General features: G+C 66.4%; 20 protein-coding genes. 6 read left to right on the top strand and 14 right to left on the bottom strand.

From position 1 onward, the window contains the following. The first annotated feature begins 8 nt into the window (after positions 1–8). Both serB and AO057_RS11220 read left to right on the top strand, forming a co-directional pair. Positions 9–725, top strand: coding sequence for a phosphoserine phosphatase SerB (gene serB / locus AO057_RS11225; RefSeq protein WP_057675917.1), 717 nt, complete (start codon positions 9–11; stop codon positions 723–725). Next, on the top strand, positions 722–1,291 hold the full coding sequence (locus AO057_RS11220; RefSeq protein WP_240480774.1) for a redoxin family protein: 570 nt from the start codon (positions 722–724) through the stop codon (positions 1,289–1,291). The genes serB and AO057_RS11220 overlap by 4 nt, the downstream gene beginning before the upstream one ends. Positions 1,292–1,294: 3 nt before the next feature. On the opposite strand, the gene AO057_RS11215 is transcribed toward AO057_RS11220, so the two are convergent. Both AO057_RS11215 and AO057_RS11210 read right to left on the bottom strand, forming a co-directional pair. Continuing rightward, positions 1,295–2,293, bottom strand: coding sequence for a DUF481 domain-containing protein (locus AO057_RS11215; RefSeq protein WP_057675914.1), 999 nt, complete (start codon positions 2,291–2,293; stop codon positions 1,295–1,297). A gap of 52 nt (positions 2,294–2,345) precedes the next feature. Then, positions 2,346–3,926, bottom strand: coding sequence for an alkaline phosphatase D family protein (locus AO057_RS11210; protein ID WP_057675912.1), 1,581 nt, complete (start codon positions 3,924–3,926; stop codon positions 2,346–2,348). A gap of 131 nt (positions 3,927–4,057) precedes the next feature. Between AO057_RS11210 and AO057_RS11205 the strand changes: the two genes are divergently transcribed. Together AO057_RS11205 and AO057_RS11200 are read left to right on the top strand one after the other, a co-directional pair. Then, entirely contained in the window at positions 4,058–4,264 is a 207-nt protein-coding gene (locus tag AO057_RS11205; RefSeq protein WP_057675910.1) for a hypothetical protein, read from the top strand. 16 nt (positions 4,265–4,280) lie between these two features. Next, positions 4,281–4,568, top strand: coding sequence for a hypothetical protein (locus AO057_RS11200; RefSeq protein ID WP_156404542.1), 288 nt, complete (start codon positions 4,281–4,283; stop codon positions 4,566–4,568). 63 nt (positions 4,569–4,631) lie between these two features. Here AO057_RS11200 and rlmB read toward each other — a convergent pair whose 3' ends face one another. From rlmB to AO057_RS11190, 3 genes are all read right to left on the bottom strand, one after another. Further along, on the bottom strand, positions 4,632–5,366 hold the full coding sequence (rlmB, locus tag AO057_RS11195) for a 23S rRNA (guanosine(2251)-2'-O)-methyltransferase RlmB (RefSeq protein ID WP_057675905.1): 735 nt from the start codon (positions 5,364–5,366) through the stop codon (positions 4,632–4,634). 168 nt (positions 5,367–5,534) lie between these two features. Then, complete coding sequence (locus AO057_RS17830; RefSeq protein WP_156404541.1) at positions 5,535–6,272, bottom strand: hypothetical protein; 738 nt, start codon at positions 6,270–6,272, stop codon at positions 5,535–5,537. 142 nt (positions 6,273–6,414) lie between these two features. Continuing rightward, positions 6,415–7,086, bottom strand: coding sequence for an ABC transporter ATP-binding protein (locus tag AO057_RS11190; RefSeq protein WP_057675902.1), 672 nt, complete (start codon positions 7,084–7,086; stop codon positions 6,415–6,417). Between AO057_RS11190 and AO057_RS11185 the strand changes: the two genes are divergently transcribed. Further along, the gene (locus tag AO057_RS11185; RefSeq protein WP_057675901.1) at positions 7,085–7,720 is read left to right on the top strand and encodes an arylesterase; all 636 of its coding nucleotides are present in this window, start codon (positions 7,085–7,087) and stop codon (positions 7,718–7,720) included. The two genes, AO057_RS11190 and AO057_RS11185, sit on opposite strands and share 2 nt — an antisense overlap. Beyond that, positions 7,720–8,781 carry a tRNA 2-selenouridine(34) synthase MnmH gene (mnmH, locus tag AO057_RS11180; protein ID WP_057675899.1) on the top strand — a complete coding sequence of 354 codons (1,062 nt, stop codon included), beginning with the start codon at positions 7,720–7,722 and terminating at the stop codon, positions 8,779–8,781. The genes AO057_RS11185 and mnmH overlap by 1 nt, the downstream gene beginning before the upstream one ends. Positions 8,782–8,815: 34 nt before the next feature. Here mnmH and AO057_RS11175 read toward each other — a convergent pair whose 3' ends face one another. The 9 genes from AO057_RS11175 to AO057_RS11135 all read right to left on the bottom strand — a co-directional run bounded on the left by AO057_RS11175 (position 8,816) and on the right by AO057_RS11135 (position 16,387). Beyond that, positions 8,816–9,439 carry a hypothetical protein gene (locus AO057_RS11175; protein WP_057675896.1) on the bottom strand — a complete coding sequence of 208 codons (624 nt, stop codon included), beginning with the start codon at positions 9,437–9,439 and terminating at the stop codon, positions 8,816–8,818. Next, the gene (locus AO057_RS11170) at positions 9,436–9,627 is read right to left on the bottom strand and encodes a hypothetical protein (protein ID WP_057675894.1); all 192 of its coding nucleotides are present in this window, start codon (positions 9,625–9,627) and stop codon (positions 9,436–9,438) included. Before AO057_RS11170 ends, AO057_RS11175 begins: the two co-directional genes overlap by 4 nt. Positions 9,628–9,994: 367 nt before the next feature. Beyond that, positions 9,995–10,345 carry a DUF3147 family protein gene (locus AO057_RS11165; protein WP_057675893.1) on the bottom strand — a complete coding sequence of 117 codons (351 nt, stop codon included), beginning with the start codon at positions 10,343–10,345 and terminating at the stop codon, positions 9,995–9,997. Between the two features lie 13 nt (positions 10,346–10,358). Beyond that, a complete protein-coding gene (locus AO057_RS11160) occupies positions 10,359–11,132 on the bottom strand; it encodes an ABC transporter permease (RefSeq protein WP_057675891.1) in 774 nt (257 codons plus the stop codon). After that, positions 11,132–12,055 (bottom strand): ATP-binding cassette domain-containing protein, encoded by a 924-nt coding sequence (locus AO057_RS11155; protein ID WP_057675888.1) that lies wholly within the window; start codon positions 12,053–12,055, stop codon positions 11,132–11,134. The genes AO057_RS11160 and AO057_RS11155 overlap by 1 nt, the downstream gene beginning before the upstream one ends. A 17-nt stretch (positions 12,056–12,072) precedes the next feature. Beyond that, a complete protein-coding gene (locus AO057_RS11150) occupies positions 12,073–12,894 on the bottom strand; it encodes a DUF2189 domain-containing protein (protein WP_082605522.1) in 822 nt (273 codons plus the stop codon). Positions 12,895–12,961: 67 nt separating this feature from the next. Beyond that, positions 12,962–14,167, bottom strand: coding sequence for a PLP-dependent transferase (locus AO057_RS11145; RefSeq protein ID WP_057675886.1), 1,206 nt, complete (start codon positions 14,165–14,167; stop codon positions 12,962–12,964). A gap of 147 nt (positions 14,168–14,314) precedes the next feature. Beyond that, on the bottom strand, positions 14,315–14,839 hold the full coding sequence (locus tag AO057_RS11140; RefSeq protein WP_057675884.1) for a phosphoribosyltransferase: 525 nt from the start codon (positions 14,837–14,839) through the stop codon (positions 14,315–14,317). A gap of 174 nt (positions 14,840–15,013) precedes the next feature. Continuing rightward, positions 15,014–16,387 carry an adenylosuccinate synthase gene (locus tag AO057_RS11135; RefSeq protein ID WP_057675882.1) on the bottom strand — a complete coding sequence of 458 codons (1,374 nt, stop codon included), beginning with the start codon at positions 16,385–16,387 and terminating at the stop codon, positions 15,014–15,016. Positions 16,388–16,421: the final 34 nt, after the last annotated feature.

Here is a 16,421-nt window from a genome sequence, read left to right as displayed (position 1 = left end):
ACCGACCCATGACTGCTCCCTCTACCGAACACGCCCCCGGCCTCGTGCTGCAAGGTTTCACCCCGCCGCTGCGCCTGCGCGACTTCAAGCTGATCGCCTTCGACATGGACTCCACGCTGATCAACATCGAGTGCGTGGACGAGATCGCCGACGCCGTGGGCCGCAAGGCCGAGGTGGCCGCCATCACCGAAGCCGCCATGCGCGGCGAGATCACCGACTTCAAGGACAGCCTGCGCCGCCGCGTGGCCCTGCTCAAGGGCGTGACCACGGCCGACCTGGAGGCCGTCAAGCGCGAACGCCTGCGCTTGAACCCGGGCGCGGCCGAACTGATCTCCGCCTGCAAGCGCGCGGGTTTGAAGGTACTGCTGGTCAGCGGTGGTTTCACCTTTTTTGCCGACCATGTGCAGCAGTTGCTGGACATCGACTACACCCGCTCCAACGTGCTGGAGATCGTGGACGGCGTGCTCACCGGCCGCCTGGTCGACCAGCCCTGGGGCGACATCTGCGACGGCGCGGAAAAACGCCGCATGCTGCAGCAGACCTGCGCGCAACTGGGCATAACCACGCAGCAGGCCATCGCCATGGGCGACGGCGCCAACGACCTGCCCATGATGGGCGAGGCCGGCCTGTCCGTGGCCTACCACGCCAAACCCAAAGTGCGTGAGCAGGCCATGGTGGCCATCAACAGCGGCGGGCTGGACCGTCTGCTGGAAGTCCTGACGTGACGACGGTCTGGCAACGCCTGGGGGCCGGCCTCAAGACCTGGTTCTGGAACTGGCTCAGGGACTGGCGCTCGCATGCCGTCTCGTTGCTGGTCATCGTGGCCGTCGTGGTGGGCGTCAGCGCCTGGCAGGCCCGCCACGTCCCCACCGGGCCGGCGCCGGCCTTCAGCGCCCCTCTGGCCGGTGCGCCGGCCGGCACGCAGATCACGCTGGAACAATGGCGGGCCCGCTACCCCGGCCGCGCCGTGGCCCTGCACGTCTGGGCCGAGTGGTGCCCGATCTGCCGCATGGAAGAAAGCAGCATCACCAGCCTGCAGCAGGACTGGCCCGTGCTCACCATCGCCATGCGCTCGGGCGAGGCCGCGCAGGTGGCCCGCGTGCTGGCGCAGCGCCAGCTGCCCTGGCTGACCGCCGTCGATGCCGACGGCAGCCTGTCGGCACGCTACGGCCTGCAGGCCGTGCCGGCCTTCATCGTGCTCGACCCCCAGGGCAACATCCGCCACGCGGCGGTGGGTTACACCACCAGCGTCGGCATGCGCCTGCGCTTGTGGCTCGCGCAAAATTTCTGAAAACTAACTGCCAAACTTCACGCTCAGGCCGGTGATGAACAGCAGGTCGTACTTCTCGGCCGGCGCCTGGGCCAGGCTGTCGTAGCGCCCCTGCAGCTTCACGCTCAGGCTCAGGCTCTTGTGGATGTCGAGCGACAGGCCGGCGTCCAGCGTGGCGCGTGTGCCCTTGTCGGTGAACAGGCTCGGGTAGAGCACGAACTTCTGCCTGAAACGCGCCGCGGTGCCCCCCAGCTGGTGGCTCGATTCCTGGCCCAGCAGGATTTCGGTCGTCTCCATGCGGGTCTGCAGCACATCGTTGATCAGCACGCCGCTGCCACCGTACAGATCCTCGCGATAGGTCAGACCGCCGTAGACGTCCCACTGGTCGTCGCGGGCCTTGACCAGGTGATGGCCCAGGCCGCTGCTGAGCACGGTGCGCAGGTCCAGCTGCCGGATGCGGTCATGGCTGAACTCCATCCCCACGAAACCGAACTCCCGCGGCGTGATGTCGCGGTCGTAACGGCCGCCCAGGCGCCACTGCAGGGCCGAGAGGCCGGTCGTCACCACGCCATTGCTCACGCTGCGCGTGCGGCTTTCCAGGTACTGGGCCGACAGCGAGAGCTTGTCGTCCGGCCGCTGGTAGCTGGTGTCGAGCCCCAGGTTGAAGCTCTGGCTGTCGGTGTTGCCCGCCGACAGCGAGAAACCCGCATTGAAGTCACCGTCCCACCGGCCGTTCGCCACCAGTGGCTCGGGCGGCGCCAGCGGCACGGGGGCCGCCACCGCCGGCACCAGCACCGGTGCAACAACCGGAGCCACGCGCGGCCCGGCCTCGGCAGCCGCCGTTGGCGCCGCGTCGGGCACGACCACCGGCGCGACGACCGAGTTCTGGACGGGCACCACCTCTTGCGGGGCCACCGGTGCGGCATCGACAGCAGGAGTGGCGGGAACGGGCGGGGGCGCTTCCTGCGCCCGGACCAGGGTGGTGGCCCACAGGGCCAGCAGCAGGAACAGATATTTCTTCATCAACAACTCTGGAGTAGCAAGCAGCCGGGCGCCAAGGGCCCGGACCGCGCGATTATTGCCGCTCGATGCGGGGCCGGCCGGCAACCACCTCGAAACGGGCCAGCGTGAAGGCGTCCGAGTCGGCCCTGGTGGCGTCCTGCACCGCGCGCAGCGTGGTCGTGAGGCGCCCGGGCGTGAACTCGGCCACGCCGTAGCCGCGGTACTGCGCGTCGCCGAACACGAAATGCGGGTTCTCGGCCAGGCGCTCGGGTGTCTTCTCCACCGCGCTGGCACTGGCGCGCGACGAAATGCTGGTGCCGCAGAACTCCACGCCCACCGTCGGGCTGCTGGTGTCGGCGTAATCGGCCTTGACGTGGCCCACCCAGTTCTCGTGCACGTCGCCGCCCAACAGCACCGGGTTGCTCACGGCGTGACGCTGCAGTGCATCGGTCACACGCCTGCGGTTGCCGGCGTAACCGTCCCAGCCGTCGTTCCACAGGCGCTGGCCCGGGCCGGGCAAAGCATCGCGCGGGCCGAACAGGGTCTGCTGCCCGATCACGTTCCAGCGGCCGGCGGACCTGGCCAGCGCGCCGTCCAGCCACTGCTCCTGCGCGGCGCCCAGATAGCTGCGCTGCGGATCGGCCCACCCCTGGCATTTGGCCGGGTCCACCAGGCGGCCGCCGGGCTGGCCATCTTTCAGGCAGGGCTGGCGGTCGCGGTACTGGCGGCCGTCGAGCAGGTGCAACGAGGCCAGGCGCCCGAAAGGCACTTGCTGGTAGATGCGCGTCTCGGCGCCGCGTGCCAGGCCGGCGAGCCCCTGCGTCAGCATAGAGGCGCGCACCGGCATGTGCTCGTACCAGGCCTGGTAGGCAGCCGCGCGGCGCGCGGCGAAGTCGTCCACCGTGCCCAGCAGCGGCGTGCCCGTGCCCTCGTGCAGGGCCGCGTAGTCGTTCTGCACCTCGTGGTCGTCCCAGGTCGGCAGCCAGGGGCAGGCCGCGTGCATGGCCTGCAGGTCGGCGTCGCTGCGGTGCAGGGCATAACGGGCGCGGTACTCGTCCAGCGTGCGCACCCAGCCGCCCGTCACGGCGCGCACCGCCTGCTGGGCCCCCGGGTATTCGTAGATGTAGTCGCCCAGGAACATCACCGCGTCCAGCTGCTCGGCGCGCATATGGCGCCAGGCCGCGTAATAACCGTGCTCCCAGCGCTGGCAGGAGGCATAACCCAGGCGCAGGCGCGCAGGCGAGGCGTCCGGCCGCGGAAAGGTGCGCGTGCGCCCCACCGGGCTGACAGCATCGCCCAGCATGAAACGGTAGAAATACCAGCGGTCGGGCTCCAGGCCCGCCACCTCGGCGTGCACGGCATGGCCCAGCGCCGGCACAGCCTGCACCTGGCCGCTGCGCGCGATGCGCGTGAACCCCTCGTCGTGCGCCACTTCCCAGCGCAGCGTGAACTCGGCGCGTTGCGGCAGGTCGAAGTGCAGGCGCGTCCACAGCACCACGCCGTCAGACGTCGGCGCACCACTGGCCACGCCCAGGGCAAACGGGTCCTGCTGCAGACGGGCCAGGCTCCAGGCGCTGCGCGGCAGCCAGAGCGTGCTGGCGGTGGCGGCCGCCAGGCGCAAGAGCTGGCGGCGGTCGGTTTTTTCCTGGGGCATGGCGGGGCAAAGACAGTGATCAGGTCGCGGCCATCATGCCATGTGCCCATGACAGGACCGCCGGGCGGAAGGCGGTTGACAGGGGCCGGCATGTGACTAAGATTTAGGCACTTGTTCCCCCGGAGTTCCCCATGGCCGAAGTCACCTCCTCCACCAGCAGCGTTTCCGCCCCGCCCAAGCCGCGTGCCCCGGAGCGCAACCGCGCCGCGGAATACCGTGCCGAGCAGGAGCAGATCCAGCAACGCGCCCAGCGCCAGGAAGATAGCAACAAACCCAAGGCGCCCGTGGTCAACACCCAGGGCCAGACCACCGGCCGCCTCGTCAACGAAAAGGCCTGAGGAGACCATCGTGGTCATGGCCATGCAGTCCATCAACGGCAGCACGCCCGGTGCGCGGGCCCAGCTGAGCCAGTACCAGGCCCAGCTGCAGATGGCCCGGCGCGAGGCCGCGCAGGCCGCCAACCGGGTGAGCCAGCTGGAGCAGCAGGCGGCCGTGGCGCGCCAGGAATCGGCCAGCGCCGACGACAAGGTGCGCGGCCTGGAAAACCAGCCCCCGCGCAGTGACAACAACAACGGCGGCACACGCAAACGCATCAACACCCTGAGCCAGCTCAGCGGCACGGTCCTCGACGTCACGGCCTGAACCGGCCCCCATCAACAACAACGGCCCTCAGAGGGCCGTTTTGTTTGGTGAGTGCGTAGGCGATCAGCCGCGTTGCCGCAAGGCTTCGTACAGGCACACCCCGCTGGCCACCGAGACGTTCAGGCTTTCCACCGCGCCCTTCATCGGTATGCCCACCAGTTCGTCGCAGGTCTTGCGCGTCAGTTGCCGCATGCCCTCGCCTTCGGCACCCAGCACCAGGGCCGTGGGGCCCTTGAGGTCCACCTGGTAGATGGTCTTGGGCGCATCGTCGCTGGTGCCGATGCACCAGATATTGCGTTCCTTCAGCTCGCCCAGGGTGCGCGCCAGGTTGGTCACCATGAAATAGGGCACGGTCTCGGCCGCGCCGCTGGCCACCTTGGCCACGGTGGCGTTGACGCCCACCGCATGGTCCTTGGGCGCGATCACCGCATGCGCCCCGGCCCCGTCGGCCACGCGCAGGCAGGCGCCCAGATTGTGCGGGTCGGTCACGCCGTCGAGCACCAGCAGCAGGGGCGGCTCGGTCAGCGCGTCCAGCAGGTCGTCCAGGGAATTGATCTGGGCCAGGGGCTCCACCCGCGCAGCCACACCCTGGTGGCCATGGCTGCCCGCCAGCTTGGCCAGGCGCAGGCCGTCGGCCTCGATCAGGCGCACATTGGCTTCCTTGGCCTTTTCCAGGAACTGGCGCATGCGCGCGTCGCGCCGGGTCGGCTCGAAATAGATCTCGATGATGGATTGCGGCGCCGTCTTCAGGCGCACGCCCACGGCGTGGAAGCCGAACAGGACTTTGGGGGAGGACATGGGGGGATTATCCCTGCTCCTACTCGCCGCCGAAGAGCGTCTCTCCACTTGCTCCCCCGACCCCTACCCCGTCAGACGGAACGGGGTGCTTTGAATTTTCATTTGGTGCTTTTGATATCGGGTCGCGTACCTACAACGAGAGAGGTACCAAACACACACTCGGAAAAGTTAACTAGCAGGGTATGGAGACGGGACCGAAGCGCAGTACAGGTCAAGTGTGGGCTTCACAAAAGACAGCGAGATGCCCGTGATAGTGTTTTCTTTCTCATCGCCTGTGAGCACAAGGGCAACAGCATCCCGGTCTTCACCGACGATTGGTGCACCGCTGCACCCTTTGAACGATTCGTGGCCAGGATGTGGCACGGGAATCTGGAAGGTATGGAACTCGCCATTGGAGTTCGTATAACGCAACCCCGGATATGTCACAGACGTTGAAACCCAATCCGGCCCATGGCGTTCGGCCTTAATCTCCCCGGAGAAAGCATACATCTGTCCAGCGCGTGGTGACGTCGTCAAATCGGTCGTAAACACATGCCGTAGACGTTTTTCTGAGAACACTCCCATGGGAGTCCTGTGCTCAAAAACAGGATCGACATCAGGTCCTACCTCTTCAAAACAAAAATCTATATCTCGTAATTCAACCCACTGTCGCTTTGTTACCGCTACTGCGTTAAACCCACGCAGTCTGTATACCTCGAAGAGGTTAGCCGCAGCATTGAATCCAAGCAAGATTGCCCAGTGTGCCCCAGGCACGGCATGAGCGGCCGTCAACAAAAAACGACGGTTCCTGTACTGGATGAGACAGCCGCTGGCGGCGGCGATGACTTCACCAACCTCGTTTTCCTGGCGCAACGGAACACTGGTGATCTGCGCCCACTCAGCCCATTGAACTTGTTGTTCGGTCATCGCAACCGCTCCATCTAGAGTTATGAACGCATAAGACGGATATTAAGATCCCCGCTCTGTCTCAATCACCCCACTGGGGCTGCCGCCTAAAGCATAAAAACCAGGCAACCAGGCCTCTCTTGATCAGGCATACCGGCCAACGTCACCCACTCGCCTTCCCCGCCTCAATCGTGATCCGTCGCTCACATCGCTGCGCAATCCCCGTGTCATGCGTCACCAGCACCAGGGTCGTGCCCTGCTCGCGGTTCAGCGCAAACATCAGTTCCATCACGGTCTCCCCCGTCGCGTAATCCAGGCTACCGGTAGGTTCATCCGCCAGCAGCACGGCGGGCTGCACGACAAAGGCCCGCGCAAGAGCCACGCGCTGCTGCTCGCCGCCGCTCAAAACCTTGGGGTAGTGGCCCAGGCGCTGGCCCAGCCCCACGCGATCCAGCATCTCGGTGGCGGCCTTGCGGGCGTCCTTGCGGCCGGCCAGTTCCAGCGGGAGCATCACGTTTTCCAGCGCGGTCAGGTGGCCCAGCAGCTGGAAGCTCTGGAACACAAAACCCAGCTTCTGCGCGCGCAGCGCGGCACGCTCGTCTTCGTTCAGGGCGAACATGTCCTGCCCGTCCAGGCGCACGGTGCCGCTTGAGGGTGTGTCCAGCCCAGCCATGATGGACAGCAGCGTGCTCTTGCCCGAACCCGAGGCGCCGACGATGGCCAGGGTCTGGCGCGGCGGGACGCTGAAATGGATATCGCGCAAAATATCGAGCGTGCCGGTTGAGTCGGTGACCGACTTGAGCACGTGTTCCACGGAAATGATGGGTTCGGACATGAAGTTTTCTTTCTTGCGTCGCTACTGTATCGCGCTCGCCCTGCTGGGCGGTTTCCTGGGGTTATCCCAGGCGGCCACACCCCGCACGGTACTGGTGCTCGGGGATTCGCTGAGTGCCGAATACGGCCTGCCACGCGGCAGCGGCTGGGTAGCCCTGCTGGAGCAGCGCCTGGCCGCGGAGAAGCAGGCGGTGCGCGTGGTCAACGCCAGCATCAGCGGCGAAACCACCTTCGGCGGGCGTTCGCGCCTGGCCGCCCTGCTGGCCCAGCACCAGCCCACGCACGTGATCATCGAACTCGGCGGCAACGACGCGCTGCGCGGCTTGGCGCTGGACGCCACGCGCGCCAACCTCGAATGGATGACCCAGCAGTCGAAAAAAGCCGGCGCCCGCGTGCTGCTGCTGGGCATGCAGATGCCGCCCAATTACGGCGCCGACTACGGGCGCCGTTTTGCCGGGCTCTTCCAGCAGGTAGCGCGCAGCGAAAAGGTGGCCCTGCTGCCCTTTTTCCTCAAAGGCGTGGCCGACATCCCCGACGCCCAGCGCCTGTTCCAGAGCGACCGCATCCACCCCACCAGCGAAGCCCAGCCCCTGATGCTGGACAACGTCTGGCCTGAGTTGAAAAAGATTCTCTGATGCCCTTGTTCACGATCAGCGCCGAAGACGCCCTGCGCCAGCTCGACACCTTCGACACCGTCATCGACGCGCGCAGCGAAAACGAATACGCCGAAGACCACCTGCCCGGTGCCGTGAACTGGCCCACGCTGGACAACCAGCAGCGCCACGACATCGGCACGCTCTACAAGCAGGTCAATGCCTTCGAAGCCAAGAAACGCGGAGGGGCCCTGGCCGCGCGCAATATCGCGGCGCACATCGAACGAGAAGTGATCGACAAACCCAAGGACTGGAAACCGCTCACCTATTGCTGGCGCGGCGGTAAGCGCAGCGGCTCGCTGAGCCTGATCCTCAGCGAGATCGGTTTTCGTGTGACCATCATCGAAGGTGGTTACAAGGCTTTCCGCGCAGCCCTGCTGCTGGACATCCCGCGCCTGGCCCCCATGTTCGACTGGCGCGTGGTCTGCGGCACCACGGGCTCGGGCAAGACGCGGCTGCTGCAGGCCCTGCAGGCCGCCGGCGCCCAGGTGCTGGACCTGGAGGCGCTGGCCAACCACCGCAGTTCGGTGCTGGGTGCCATACCCGGCGTGGCCCAGCCCACACAAAAGGAATTCGACACCCGCATCTGGGACGCGCTGCGCCGCTTCGACCCCAAGCGCCCCGTCTACGTGGAGAGCGAAAGCAAAAAGGTGGGCAACGTGGCCGTGCCGGCCGCGCTGATCGAGGCCATGCGCGCCGGCCCCTGCCTGAACCTGCTGCTGCCCGACGAGGAACGCGTGGCCCTGCTGCTGGAGGACTACGACTTCTTCGTCCAGGACGGCGAGGCCTTCTGCGAGCGCCTGGACGCGCTGACCGAACTCAAGGGCAAGCAGGTGGTGGACGGCTGGAAGCAGGCGGTGCGCAGCGGCCACATCGAAGAGGTGGTGCGCGACCTGCTGCTCACGCACTACGACCCGGTCTACCGGCAGTCCATGGCGCGCAACTTCAAGCAGTTCGGCAGCGCGCAGGACATCCAGCCCAAGGACCGCTCGGTGGCGGCCATGCAGGCGCTGGCGCAGGAACTGGTCGCCGACGGGGCCTGAGACTCGGCGAGCGGCTCAGGCAGCCGTCACGGATTCAGGGCGTCGTTTTCCCGACGCTCTGGACAGACGGTGACGCACAAGCAGCGCCCCGGGCCCAGCCCTTGAGGAAGGGCCGCCGGATCCGGCCGGCAGAAACCGCGGCCGCCACCTCGTCGGAATAACGTTCGGCCCCGCTGAGCTTGCGCACCCAGCTGCGCAAGGGCAGCACGCCATCGACCACCGTGTTCACCGTGGTCGACACCGAGTCCACGGCCTTCTGGCCCACATAACCCACCGCCTTCACCACCAGGCTCGGATCGCTCCCGGGAACCGCGGGGGCATCGATGTCGGGCCCCAGGGCGGCGTCCAGTTCATCCAGCTCGGTCCGCAAGGCCGCACAGGAGGCATCGGCAGGCGCGGCATAAGGGCCCTTTTGCGCGGCGGCCGTCAGCACGGCGGGAATGCGGTTCTCCAGCAGGTTGAGGTCGTTCAGCGGCTGGCTGGCTTTCTGCACCAGGCTGGAGCCGGAGTCTTTGGCCATGCTGCCCACCTTGCCGGTCACGTCCGCCGTGGTGCTCGCCACCGTCTCACTGGGCTGCCCGGCGACAGATGACTTGTCCGGGGCCGCACAGCCGCAAAGCAGGACCAGCAGCCCTGCCATGACCGACAGCCACTTCATGGCTGGGGGGTGTCCCCGGTTGCAGAGGCGTCGGCTTCTGGTGTGTCGCCACCCTCTTCAGGCGCGCCCTCTTCGCCCACCGGACCGCCGAGCTTGCGCTGGGCTTTTTCCTTGAGCTTGTCTTCCTTCTTGCGCTTCTTGGCCAGCTCTTTCTGGCGTTTTTCGTATCCGTAATTGGGTGTTACCAAGGTGTGCTTTCTGCGTTCGGTGAATGAAGGCCACTCTAGCAGTTCAGGGCGTTTTGTTCCACGCCCTGTGGAAATTATTCATCACCGGGCGCGGGAGGCTAGGGCCTGTTCCCACTAATTTCTCAAAATGCGTTGTGGATCAAAAAAGCCATGCGGTAGGCGCGTGGACGCCGCCGGGGTCACCCCCCGGCCAGTCCGCGCAACACCCCGCATGGCTTTTTTGGCCGCAACCCGGAGGGAACGTGGTTAAAACCGCGCCACTCGTTGTTGCACTCCTAGCCCAGGCGATTAGCCTGGGCGTCGTCGCGCGCCTAGATTGGCGCGGTTTTAACCACGTTCGCAATTGAGAAATTAGTGGGAACAGGCCCTAGAGCAACTCAATGCCGAAGTGGCGCAAGAGCAAGGCCAGCAGGCCGAAACAGGCCACGGTGATGAGGGCGCAGGCCAGCAGGCTGGGCCAGAAACCCAGGCGCGGCAACAGCAGCGGAAAGGCCAGGAACATGGGCAGCGTGGGCAGCACGTACCAGAAGGTGTACCAGGCGTGGTTGGCGATCTTGTCCGGCGGCTGCTTTTCCACGTAAAGCCAGATCAGGGTGAGCACGGTCACCAGCGGCAGGGCCGCCAGCAGGCCGCCCAGGCGGTCGCTGCGCTTGGCCAGCTCCGAGACCAGCACCACCAGCGCGGCCGTCAGCAGGTATTTGGTGATGATCCAGGCCATGGGTGATCCCGGTCTAGCCGCGGAAACGGCGTTTCGTGAGCGCCAGGGCGATGGACCAGGCCACCAGCGCATAAAGCGCCAGCACGCCCAGGTGCAGCAGCGCATCAGCGGGCCAGCGGCCCATGAAGAGCGGACGCACCAGTTCCACCGCCTGCGTCAGCGGCAGCCAGGCCGAGACATGCTGCAGCACCACCGGCAGGTTGTCGCGCGGGAAGAACACGCCGCTGAGGAACATCATGGGCGTGAGAAACAGCGTGAAGTAGTAGGTGAAGAAGTCGTAACCCTTGGCCAGGGCGTTGAAGATCAGGGCCAGGCAGCTGAAGGTGATGCCGGCCAGCAACAGGATGGGCCAGGCCAGCAGCAGCATGGGGCTGCGGCTGATGTCCAGCGCCACCATCACGCCCAGGATGGCGGTGACGGTGAAGGAGGACTTGAAGGCGGCCCACAGCATCTCGGCCAGCAGCACGTCGCGCAGGGCCACGGGCGCATTCATGATGCTGTCCCAGGTCTTTTGCACGTGCATGCGCGAGAAGGCCGAGTACAGGGCCTCGAAGGTGGCCGCGTTCATGGCGCTCATGCAGATCGAGCCGCTGGCCAGGAAGAGGATGTAGGGCACCTGGTTCCCATCGAGCGGCACGCTGCCCACCAGCGCCCCCAGGCCGTAACCGAAGGCCACCAGCCACATCAGCGGCTCGGCGATATTGCCCACCAGGCTGGGAATGGCCAGCTTGCGCCAGACCAGCAGGTTGCGCAGGAAAACGGGCCACCACCTCATCATGTTGTTCATCACCCCTCCTCCCGGATCTGGCGGCCGGTCATTTTCAGGAAGAGATCTTCCAGGTTGGCGGGGCGGTGCAGGCTGCGCACGCTGTGGTCGTGCGCCAGCGCCTGCATCAGGGGCGCGGCGTCCTGCGTGTAGAAAAAGACCGTTTCACCACTGACCTCGACCCGGCTGGCCATGGCCCGCAGCGCGCCGCTGCTCAGCGCGGCGGTGTCGCCCCCATAGACCTCGACCACGTCGGGCTCCAGGTGCTGGGCGATGAGATCACGCGGCGTGCCCTCGGCAATCTTGCGGCCGTGGTCGATGACCAGCAGGCGATCGCACAGGCGCTCGGCCTCGTCCATGAAGTGGGTGGTCAGCAGGATGGACTTGCCCTGCTGCATGAGCTGCTGCAGCCGCTCCCACATCAGGTGACGCGCCTGCGGGTCCAGGCCGGTGGTGGGTTCGTCCAGCAGCAGCAGGCGCGGGTCGTTGACCAGGGCGCGCGCCAGGCTGAGCCGGCGGCGCATGCCCCCCGAGAGCTGGCCGGGCTTGGCGTCGGCCTTGTGCGAGAGCGCGGCGAACTCCAGCAGGCCGGGAATGCGGGCACGGATGTCTGCGGTCTTCATGCCGAAGTAACGGCCGAAGACCATCAGGTTCTCGGCGCAGGTGAAATCGGGGTCGAGCGAGTCGAACTGGGTCACCACGCCCAGCTGGGCCTTGATGGCGTGTGCGTCGGCCGGCATGCGCAGGCCGAAGGCCTCGACCTGGCCGCTGTCGGGCGTGCTCAGGCCCAGGCACATGCGCAGGGTGGTGGTCTTGCCGGCGCCGTTGGGGCCGATCACGCCCAGGCACTCGCCGGGGCGGATGGCAAAACTCAGGTCATTGACGACCGTGGCCTCGCCGTAGCGTTTGACGAGGTGGTGGCATTCGAGGAAGGCGGCGGGCATGCCTTCATATTAACGACTCAATCAATCCAGCGCACCGAGCCGCGGTAGGCATGCCAGGTCGCATGCCCCAGCCAGGGGCCGATCAGCAGCAGGCCCAGGCCCCAGGGAATCAGGGCGACGGCGACCAGCGCGGTGATCAGCGCGCCCCACAGCAGCAGCACCGGCAGGTGGGTGAAAAAGACCTGCAGGCTGGTGAGCGAGGCGGAGATGGCGTCGGTGTCGCGGTCCAGGATCATGGGGATGGAGACGACCGAGGTAGCGAAGACCAGGCCGGCAAAAACACCGCCCACCACCAGGTAGACCGCCACGAACTCCCAGTTCTCGGGGTTGAAGATGGCCTGCAGCACGCCAGCCGTGGACGGCATGCCGGTGTTGAAGAACACTGCGAACACCACCAGCGAGGCCCGACCCCAGAGCAGCTCCAGCACGACCAGCACCAGCACCAGCATGCCCATGCTGCCGATGCGCTGGTCCCAGCAGGTGAGCGAGGCGCCCAGGTCGGGCGTGAGGCCCTGTTCGCGCCGGCGGCTCACCTCGTACAGGCCCAGGGCCAGGAAAGGGCCGACCAGCAGACAACCCGAGACGATGGACATGGCGTACTCGGGCTTGTAGCGGAACACCGCGCCCAGCGTCAGCGCCATGGCCCAGAAGCACATGCCGTAGAACAACGCGATGCCCATCTCGGCCGTCACGTCGTGCCAACCACGCACCAGCCAGCGGAACGGATCGCCAAAACCCAGGGGCACGATCTCGCGCCGGGGCCCCACCGGGGGCGGCGGCACGTAAGGCGCGGGGTTGACGGGCAGGCTGTGGTCGGCTTCTTGGCTGTTCTCGCTCATGGAGAACAAGACTAGCGAGCCGCCCGGCGACTGCCTAGTCAGGAAAACACCAATGCCATGAGGGGTATCAGCCCAGCGCCGCCAAGGCCTGCTGCAGATCGGCCTGCAGGTCCTCGACCGCCTCCAGGCCGGTGGAGAAACGCACCAGCGTGCCGCGCGCCAGGTGCGCCGGCCAGCCCTGGCGCATGCCGGCCAGCTCATAAGGCACGACCAGGCTGATGGGCCCGCCCCAGCTGTAGCCCAGCTTGAACAGGCGCAGGGCGTCGCAGAAGGCGTCGACCTGGGCGGCGCTGTAGCGCTCGTGGAAGATCACGCTGAACAGGCCAGCAGCCTTGCCCTCCTCTGCCCCGCACAGCGCCTGCCAGTGCGCGTGGCCGGGGGAGCCCGGCAGCGCCGGGTGCAAGACCTGGGCGAACTCGGGCCGGGCCTGGCACCAGCGTGCCAGCACGCGCGCCGTGCGGTCGTGCTCGCGGTAGCGCAGCGCCATGCTGGGCAGCGCGCGCAGCACCGCCTCGACGTCGTTCATGCCCACGCCCAGGCCCAGGCGCATGTGGGTGAGCTTGAGGCGGATGTGCAGCTGGGGGTCGCGTGTGACGATGGAGCCCATCAGCACGTCGCCGCCACCGCTGGGGTATTTGGTGAGCGCATGGATCGAGATGTCCACACCCTGCCCCCCTGCTCCCTCATGCGCCAGGTCGAAAGCGTTGAAGGCCAGGCCGGCGCCCCAGGTGTTGTCCAGTGCGCTGAGCACGCCGGCCTGGCGGCAGACACGCACTTGCTCGCGCAGGTCAGGAAACTCCAGCGTGACCGAACCGGCCGCCTCCAGCCAGACCAGCTTGGTCTTCGGGCTGATACGCCGCGCCAGCTCCTGCGGATCCAGCGGGTCGTAATGCTGGTGCGTGATGCCCCAGTTCTTGAGCTCACCCTGGGCCAGGGCCTTGTTGGGCCCGTAGGCGTTGTCGGGGATCAGCACTTCGTCGCCACTCTTGAGCAGCGACAGGGCCACGGTGGCGATGGCCGCCAGGCCGCTGGGCACCAGCAGGCACTGCGCACCGCCTTCCAGCGTGGCCAGGCGCTCTTCCAGCACATAGCTGGTGGGTGTGCCGTGCAGGCCGTAGGTGTAGCCGGTCTTGTCCTTCCACTCGCGGCTGCGCATGGCCGCCACATTGGGAAAGAAGACGGTGGAAGCCTTGTACACCCCGGGCTGCGGCGCGGCGAAGCCCTCGGGGGGCGTGTAGGGATGGTGGATCAGGCTGGTGCGTTTGTCGCTCATGGTCAGCAGAGCATAGCGCGATGCAGGACCGAGAGGACTTATTCGCGGGCACCCGCGGAACCGGCTTGGCCGGGCCGCTGGGTGCGCCCCCGGCAAGGGGGGTGGCGTAGCGACACGAAGTGCGCGTAGCCTGGGGGTGAGCCTAGTTCACACCTTCCACTTGGCCAGCACATCGGCAATGTGCATGCGGTCGTAGACCTCGAAGGGCTGGTGGATCCAGGGATTGGTGGGCAGGTAATCCACCGAGTAATCAGGCTGGAAGCTCGACACGCCCTTGGTCCAGATCACGGCCGTGCGCAGATCGGTGATGGGCGGATAGTTTTCACGCAGCATGTTCACCACGGCCTGCAGGGTGTGGCCGGAATCGGCCAGATCATCCACCAGCAACACACGACCCGCGATCTCGCCCTGGGGCGTGGTGATGTACTTGGCAATGTCCAGATGGCCCTGCTCGGTACCGGCGTTGGCCCGGTAGGAGCTGGTGGACATGATGGCCAGGGGCTTCTCGAAGATGCGCGAGAGGATGTCGCCGGGGCGCATGCCGCCGCGGGCCAGGCACAGGATGGTGTCGAACTCCCAGCCCGACTGGTGGATCTTGATGGCCAGCTTCTCGACCAGGTTGTGGTACTCGCCGTAGCTCACGTACAGGTGCTTGCCGTCTTCGGTCAACATCGTGCTGTTCCTCTTGGTTTATCAGGTACGCGAAACTTGTGAAGAAATCGTAGCGAGCGGCCCGAGCGCAAGGCGGACGGAGCGCAGCCACCGGAACGTACTTCCTGTACGTGAGGATGGCGAGCACCGCCCAACGCCGCGATCGGGTTGCGCAGTAGATTTATTCACAAGTTTTCAGGCGACGTAGGGGTGGCGCATCATGATCGTGTGGTCACGGTCCGGGCTGGTCGAGATGATGTGGATCGGCACGCCGGTGACCTGCTCGATGCGCTGCAGGTACAGGCGCGCGTTGATCGGCAGCTTGTCGTATTTCGTGACACCCACAGTGCTCTCGGTCCAGCCGGGCAGGGTCTCGTAGATGGGCTTGCAGCGCGCGATCTCCTCGGCACCCATGGGCAGGATGTCGATGGTCTCGCCATCGAGCTCGTAGCCCGTGCACAGCTGCAATTCCTTGAGACCGTCGAGCACGTCGAGTTTGGTCAGGGCCAGTCCGGACAGGCCGTTGACCTGGGCCGAACGCTTGAGCAGCGCGGCGTCGAACCAGCCGCAGCGGCGCGAGCGGCCGGTGGTCACGCCCTTCTCGGCGCCCACGGTGCTCATGTGGTAACCGGGGGTGCCGGGGGTTTCCCAGTCCAGCTCGGTCGGGAAGGGGCCGCCGCCCACGCGGGTGCAATAGGCCTTGGTGATGCCCAGGATGTAGTGCAGCAAACCCGGGCCGACCCCGGAACCGGCGGCGGCATTGCCCGCCACGCAGTTGCTGGAGGTGACATAGGGGTAGGTGCCGTGGTCCACGTCGAGCAGGGTGCCCTGCGCGCCTTCGAACAGCAGGTTGGCACCGTTGCGGTTGGCATCGTTGAGCTCGCGCGAGACGTCGGCCATCATGGGCAAGAGCTGCTCGGCGTGGCGCATGGCTTCGGCATAGACCGGCTCGAACTGGACCTCGCCGTCCTTCATGTAAGGCTTGAGCGCATCACCGAAAGTGAACTTCTTCGAGCCCAGGAAAGTGCCCAGCACATGGTTGTGCAGGGCCAGCAGCTCGCGCAGCTTGGCGGCGAAACGCTCGGGGTACTTGAGGTCCTGCACGCGCAGGGCGCGGCGGGCGATCTTGTCTTCGTAGGCCGGGCCGATGCCGCGGCCGGTGGTGCCGATCTTCTCGGAACCGCCCTGCTCGCGCGCAGCTTCACGTGCCACGTCCAGCGCCACGTGGAAAGGCAGGATCAGCGGGCAGGCCTCGCTGATGCGCAGGCGCGAACGCACCTCGACACCGGCTTTCTCCAGGCCTTCGATCTCCTCGAACAGCTTGGCCGCCGACAGCACCACGCCGTTGCCGATGTAGCACTTGACGCCCGGGCGCATGATGCCGCTGGGGATGAGGTGCAGTGCGGTCTTGACGCCGTTGATGACCAGCGTGTGGCCCGCATTGTGGCCGCCCTGGAAACGCACCACGCCCTGGGAGAACTCGGTGAGCCAGTCGACCAGCTTGCCCTTGCCCTCGTCACCCCACTGGGTGCCCACGACGACGACGTTACGACCTTTGGTTGTATTCATTTCAGATGTACTCGAAGAAGCGCTTGAATGGAAG

Source organism: Curvibacter sp. PAE-UM (genome assembly GCF_001432305.1).
Taxonomy (GTDB): Bacteria; Pseudomonadota; Gammaproteobacteria; order Burkholderiales; family Burkholderiaceae_C; genus Hylemonella.
This window is presented reverse-complemented; position numbering and strand designations above follow the sequence as displayed.

What these genes read in the sequence shown, in the direction of transcription:
- rlmB (WP_057675905.1), bottom strand. Translation starts at nt 5,366, where the DNA reads ATGTCCTCCCCCAAAGTCCTGTTCGGCTTCCACGCCGTGGGCGTGCGC.
- AO057_RS11150 (WP_082605522.1), bottom strand. Translation starts at nt 12,894, where the DNA reads ATGAGCGAGAACAGCCAAGAAGCCGACCACAGCCTGCCCGTCAACCCC.
- AO057_RS11135 (WP_057675882.1), bottom strand. Translation starts at nt 16,387, where the DNA reads ATGAATACAACCAAAGGTCGTAACGTCGTCGTCGTGGGCACCCAGTGG.
- serB (WP_057675917.1), top strand. Translation starts at nt 9, where the DNA reads ATGACTGCTCCCTCTACCGAACACGCCCCCGGCCTCGTGCTGCAAGGT.
- AO057_RS11185 (WP_057675901.1), top strand. Translation starts at nt 7,085, where the DNA reads ATGAAGTTTTCTTTCTTGCGTCGCTACTGTATCGCGCTCGCCCTGCTG.
- AO057_RS11140 (WP_057675884.1), bottom strand. Translation starts at nt 14,839, where the DNA reads ATGTTGACCGAAGACGGCAAGCACCTGTACGTGAGCTACGGCGAGTAC.
- AO057_RS11155 (WP_057675888.1), bottom strand. Translation starts at nt 12,055, where the DNA reads ATGCCCGCCGCCTTCCTCGAATGCCACCACCTCGTCAAACGCTACGGC.
- AO057_RS11200 (WP_156404542.1), top strand. Translation starts at nt 4,281, where the DNA reads ATGGCCATGCAGTCCATCAACGGCAGCACGCCCGGTGCGCGGGCCCAG.
- AO057_RS11145 (WP_057675886.1), bottom strand. Translation starts at nt 14,167, where the DNA reads ATGAGCGACAAACGCACCAGCCTGATCCACCATCCCTACACGCCCCCC.
- AO057_RS11175 (WP_057675896.1), bottom strand. Translation starts at nt 9,439, where the DNA reads ATGAAGTGGCTGTCGGTCATGGCAGGGCTGCTGGTCCTGCTTTGCGGC.
- AO057_RS11210 (WP_057675912.1), bottom strand. Translation starts at nt 3,926, where the DNA reads ATGCCCCAGGAAAAAACCGACCGCCGCCAGCTCTTGCGCCTGGCGGCC.
- mnmH (WP_057675899.1), top strand. Translation starts at nt 7,720, where the DNA reads ATGCCCTTGTTCACGATCAGCGCCGAAGACGCCCTGCGCCAGCTCGAC.
- AO057_RS11205 (WP_057675910.1), top strand. Translation starts at nt 4,058, where the DNA reads ATGGCCGAAGTCACCTCCTCCACCAGCAGCGTTTCCGCCCCGCCCAAG.
- AO057_RS11165 (WP_057675893.1), bottom strand. Translation starts at nt 10,345, where the DNA reads ATGGCCTGGATCATCACCAAATACCTGCTGACGGCCGCGCTGGTGGTG.
- AO057_RS11190 (WP_057675902.1), bottom strand. Translation starts at nt 7,086, where the DNA reads ATGTCCGAACCCATCATTTCCGTGGAACACGTGCTCAAGTCGGTCACC.
- AO057_RS11160 (WP_057675891.1), bottom strand. Translation starts at nt 11,132, where the DNA reads ATGAACAACATGATGAGGTGGTGGCCCGTTTTCCTGCGCAACCTGCTG.
- AO057_RS11215 (WP_057675914.1), bottom strand. Translation starts at nt 2,293, where the DNA reads ATGAAGAAATATCTGTTCCTGCTGCTGGCCCTGTGGGCCACCACCCTG.
- AO057_RS17830 (WP_156404541.1), bottom strand. Translation starts at nt 6,272, where the DNA reads ATGACCGAACAACAAGTTCAATGGGCTGAGTGGGCGCAGATCACCAGT.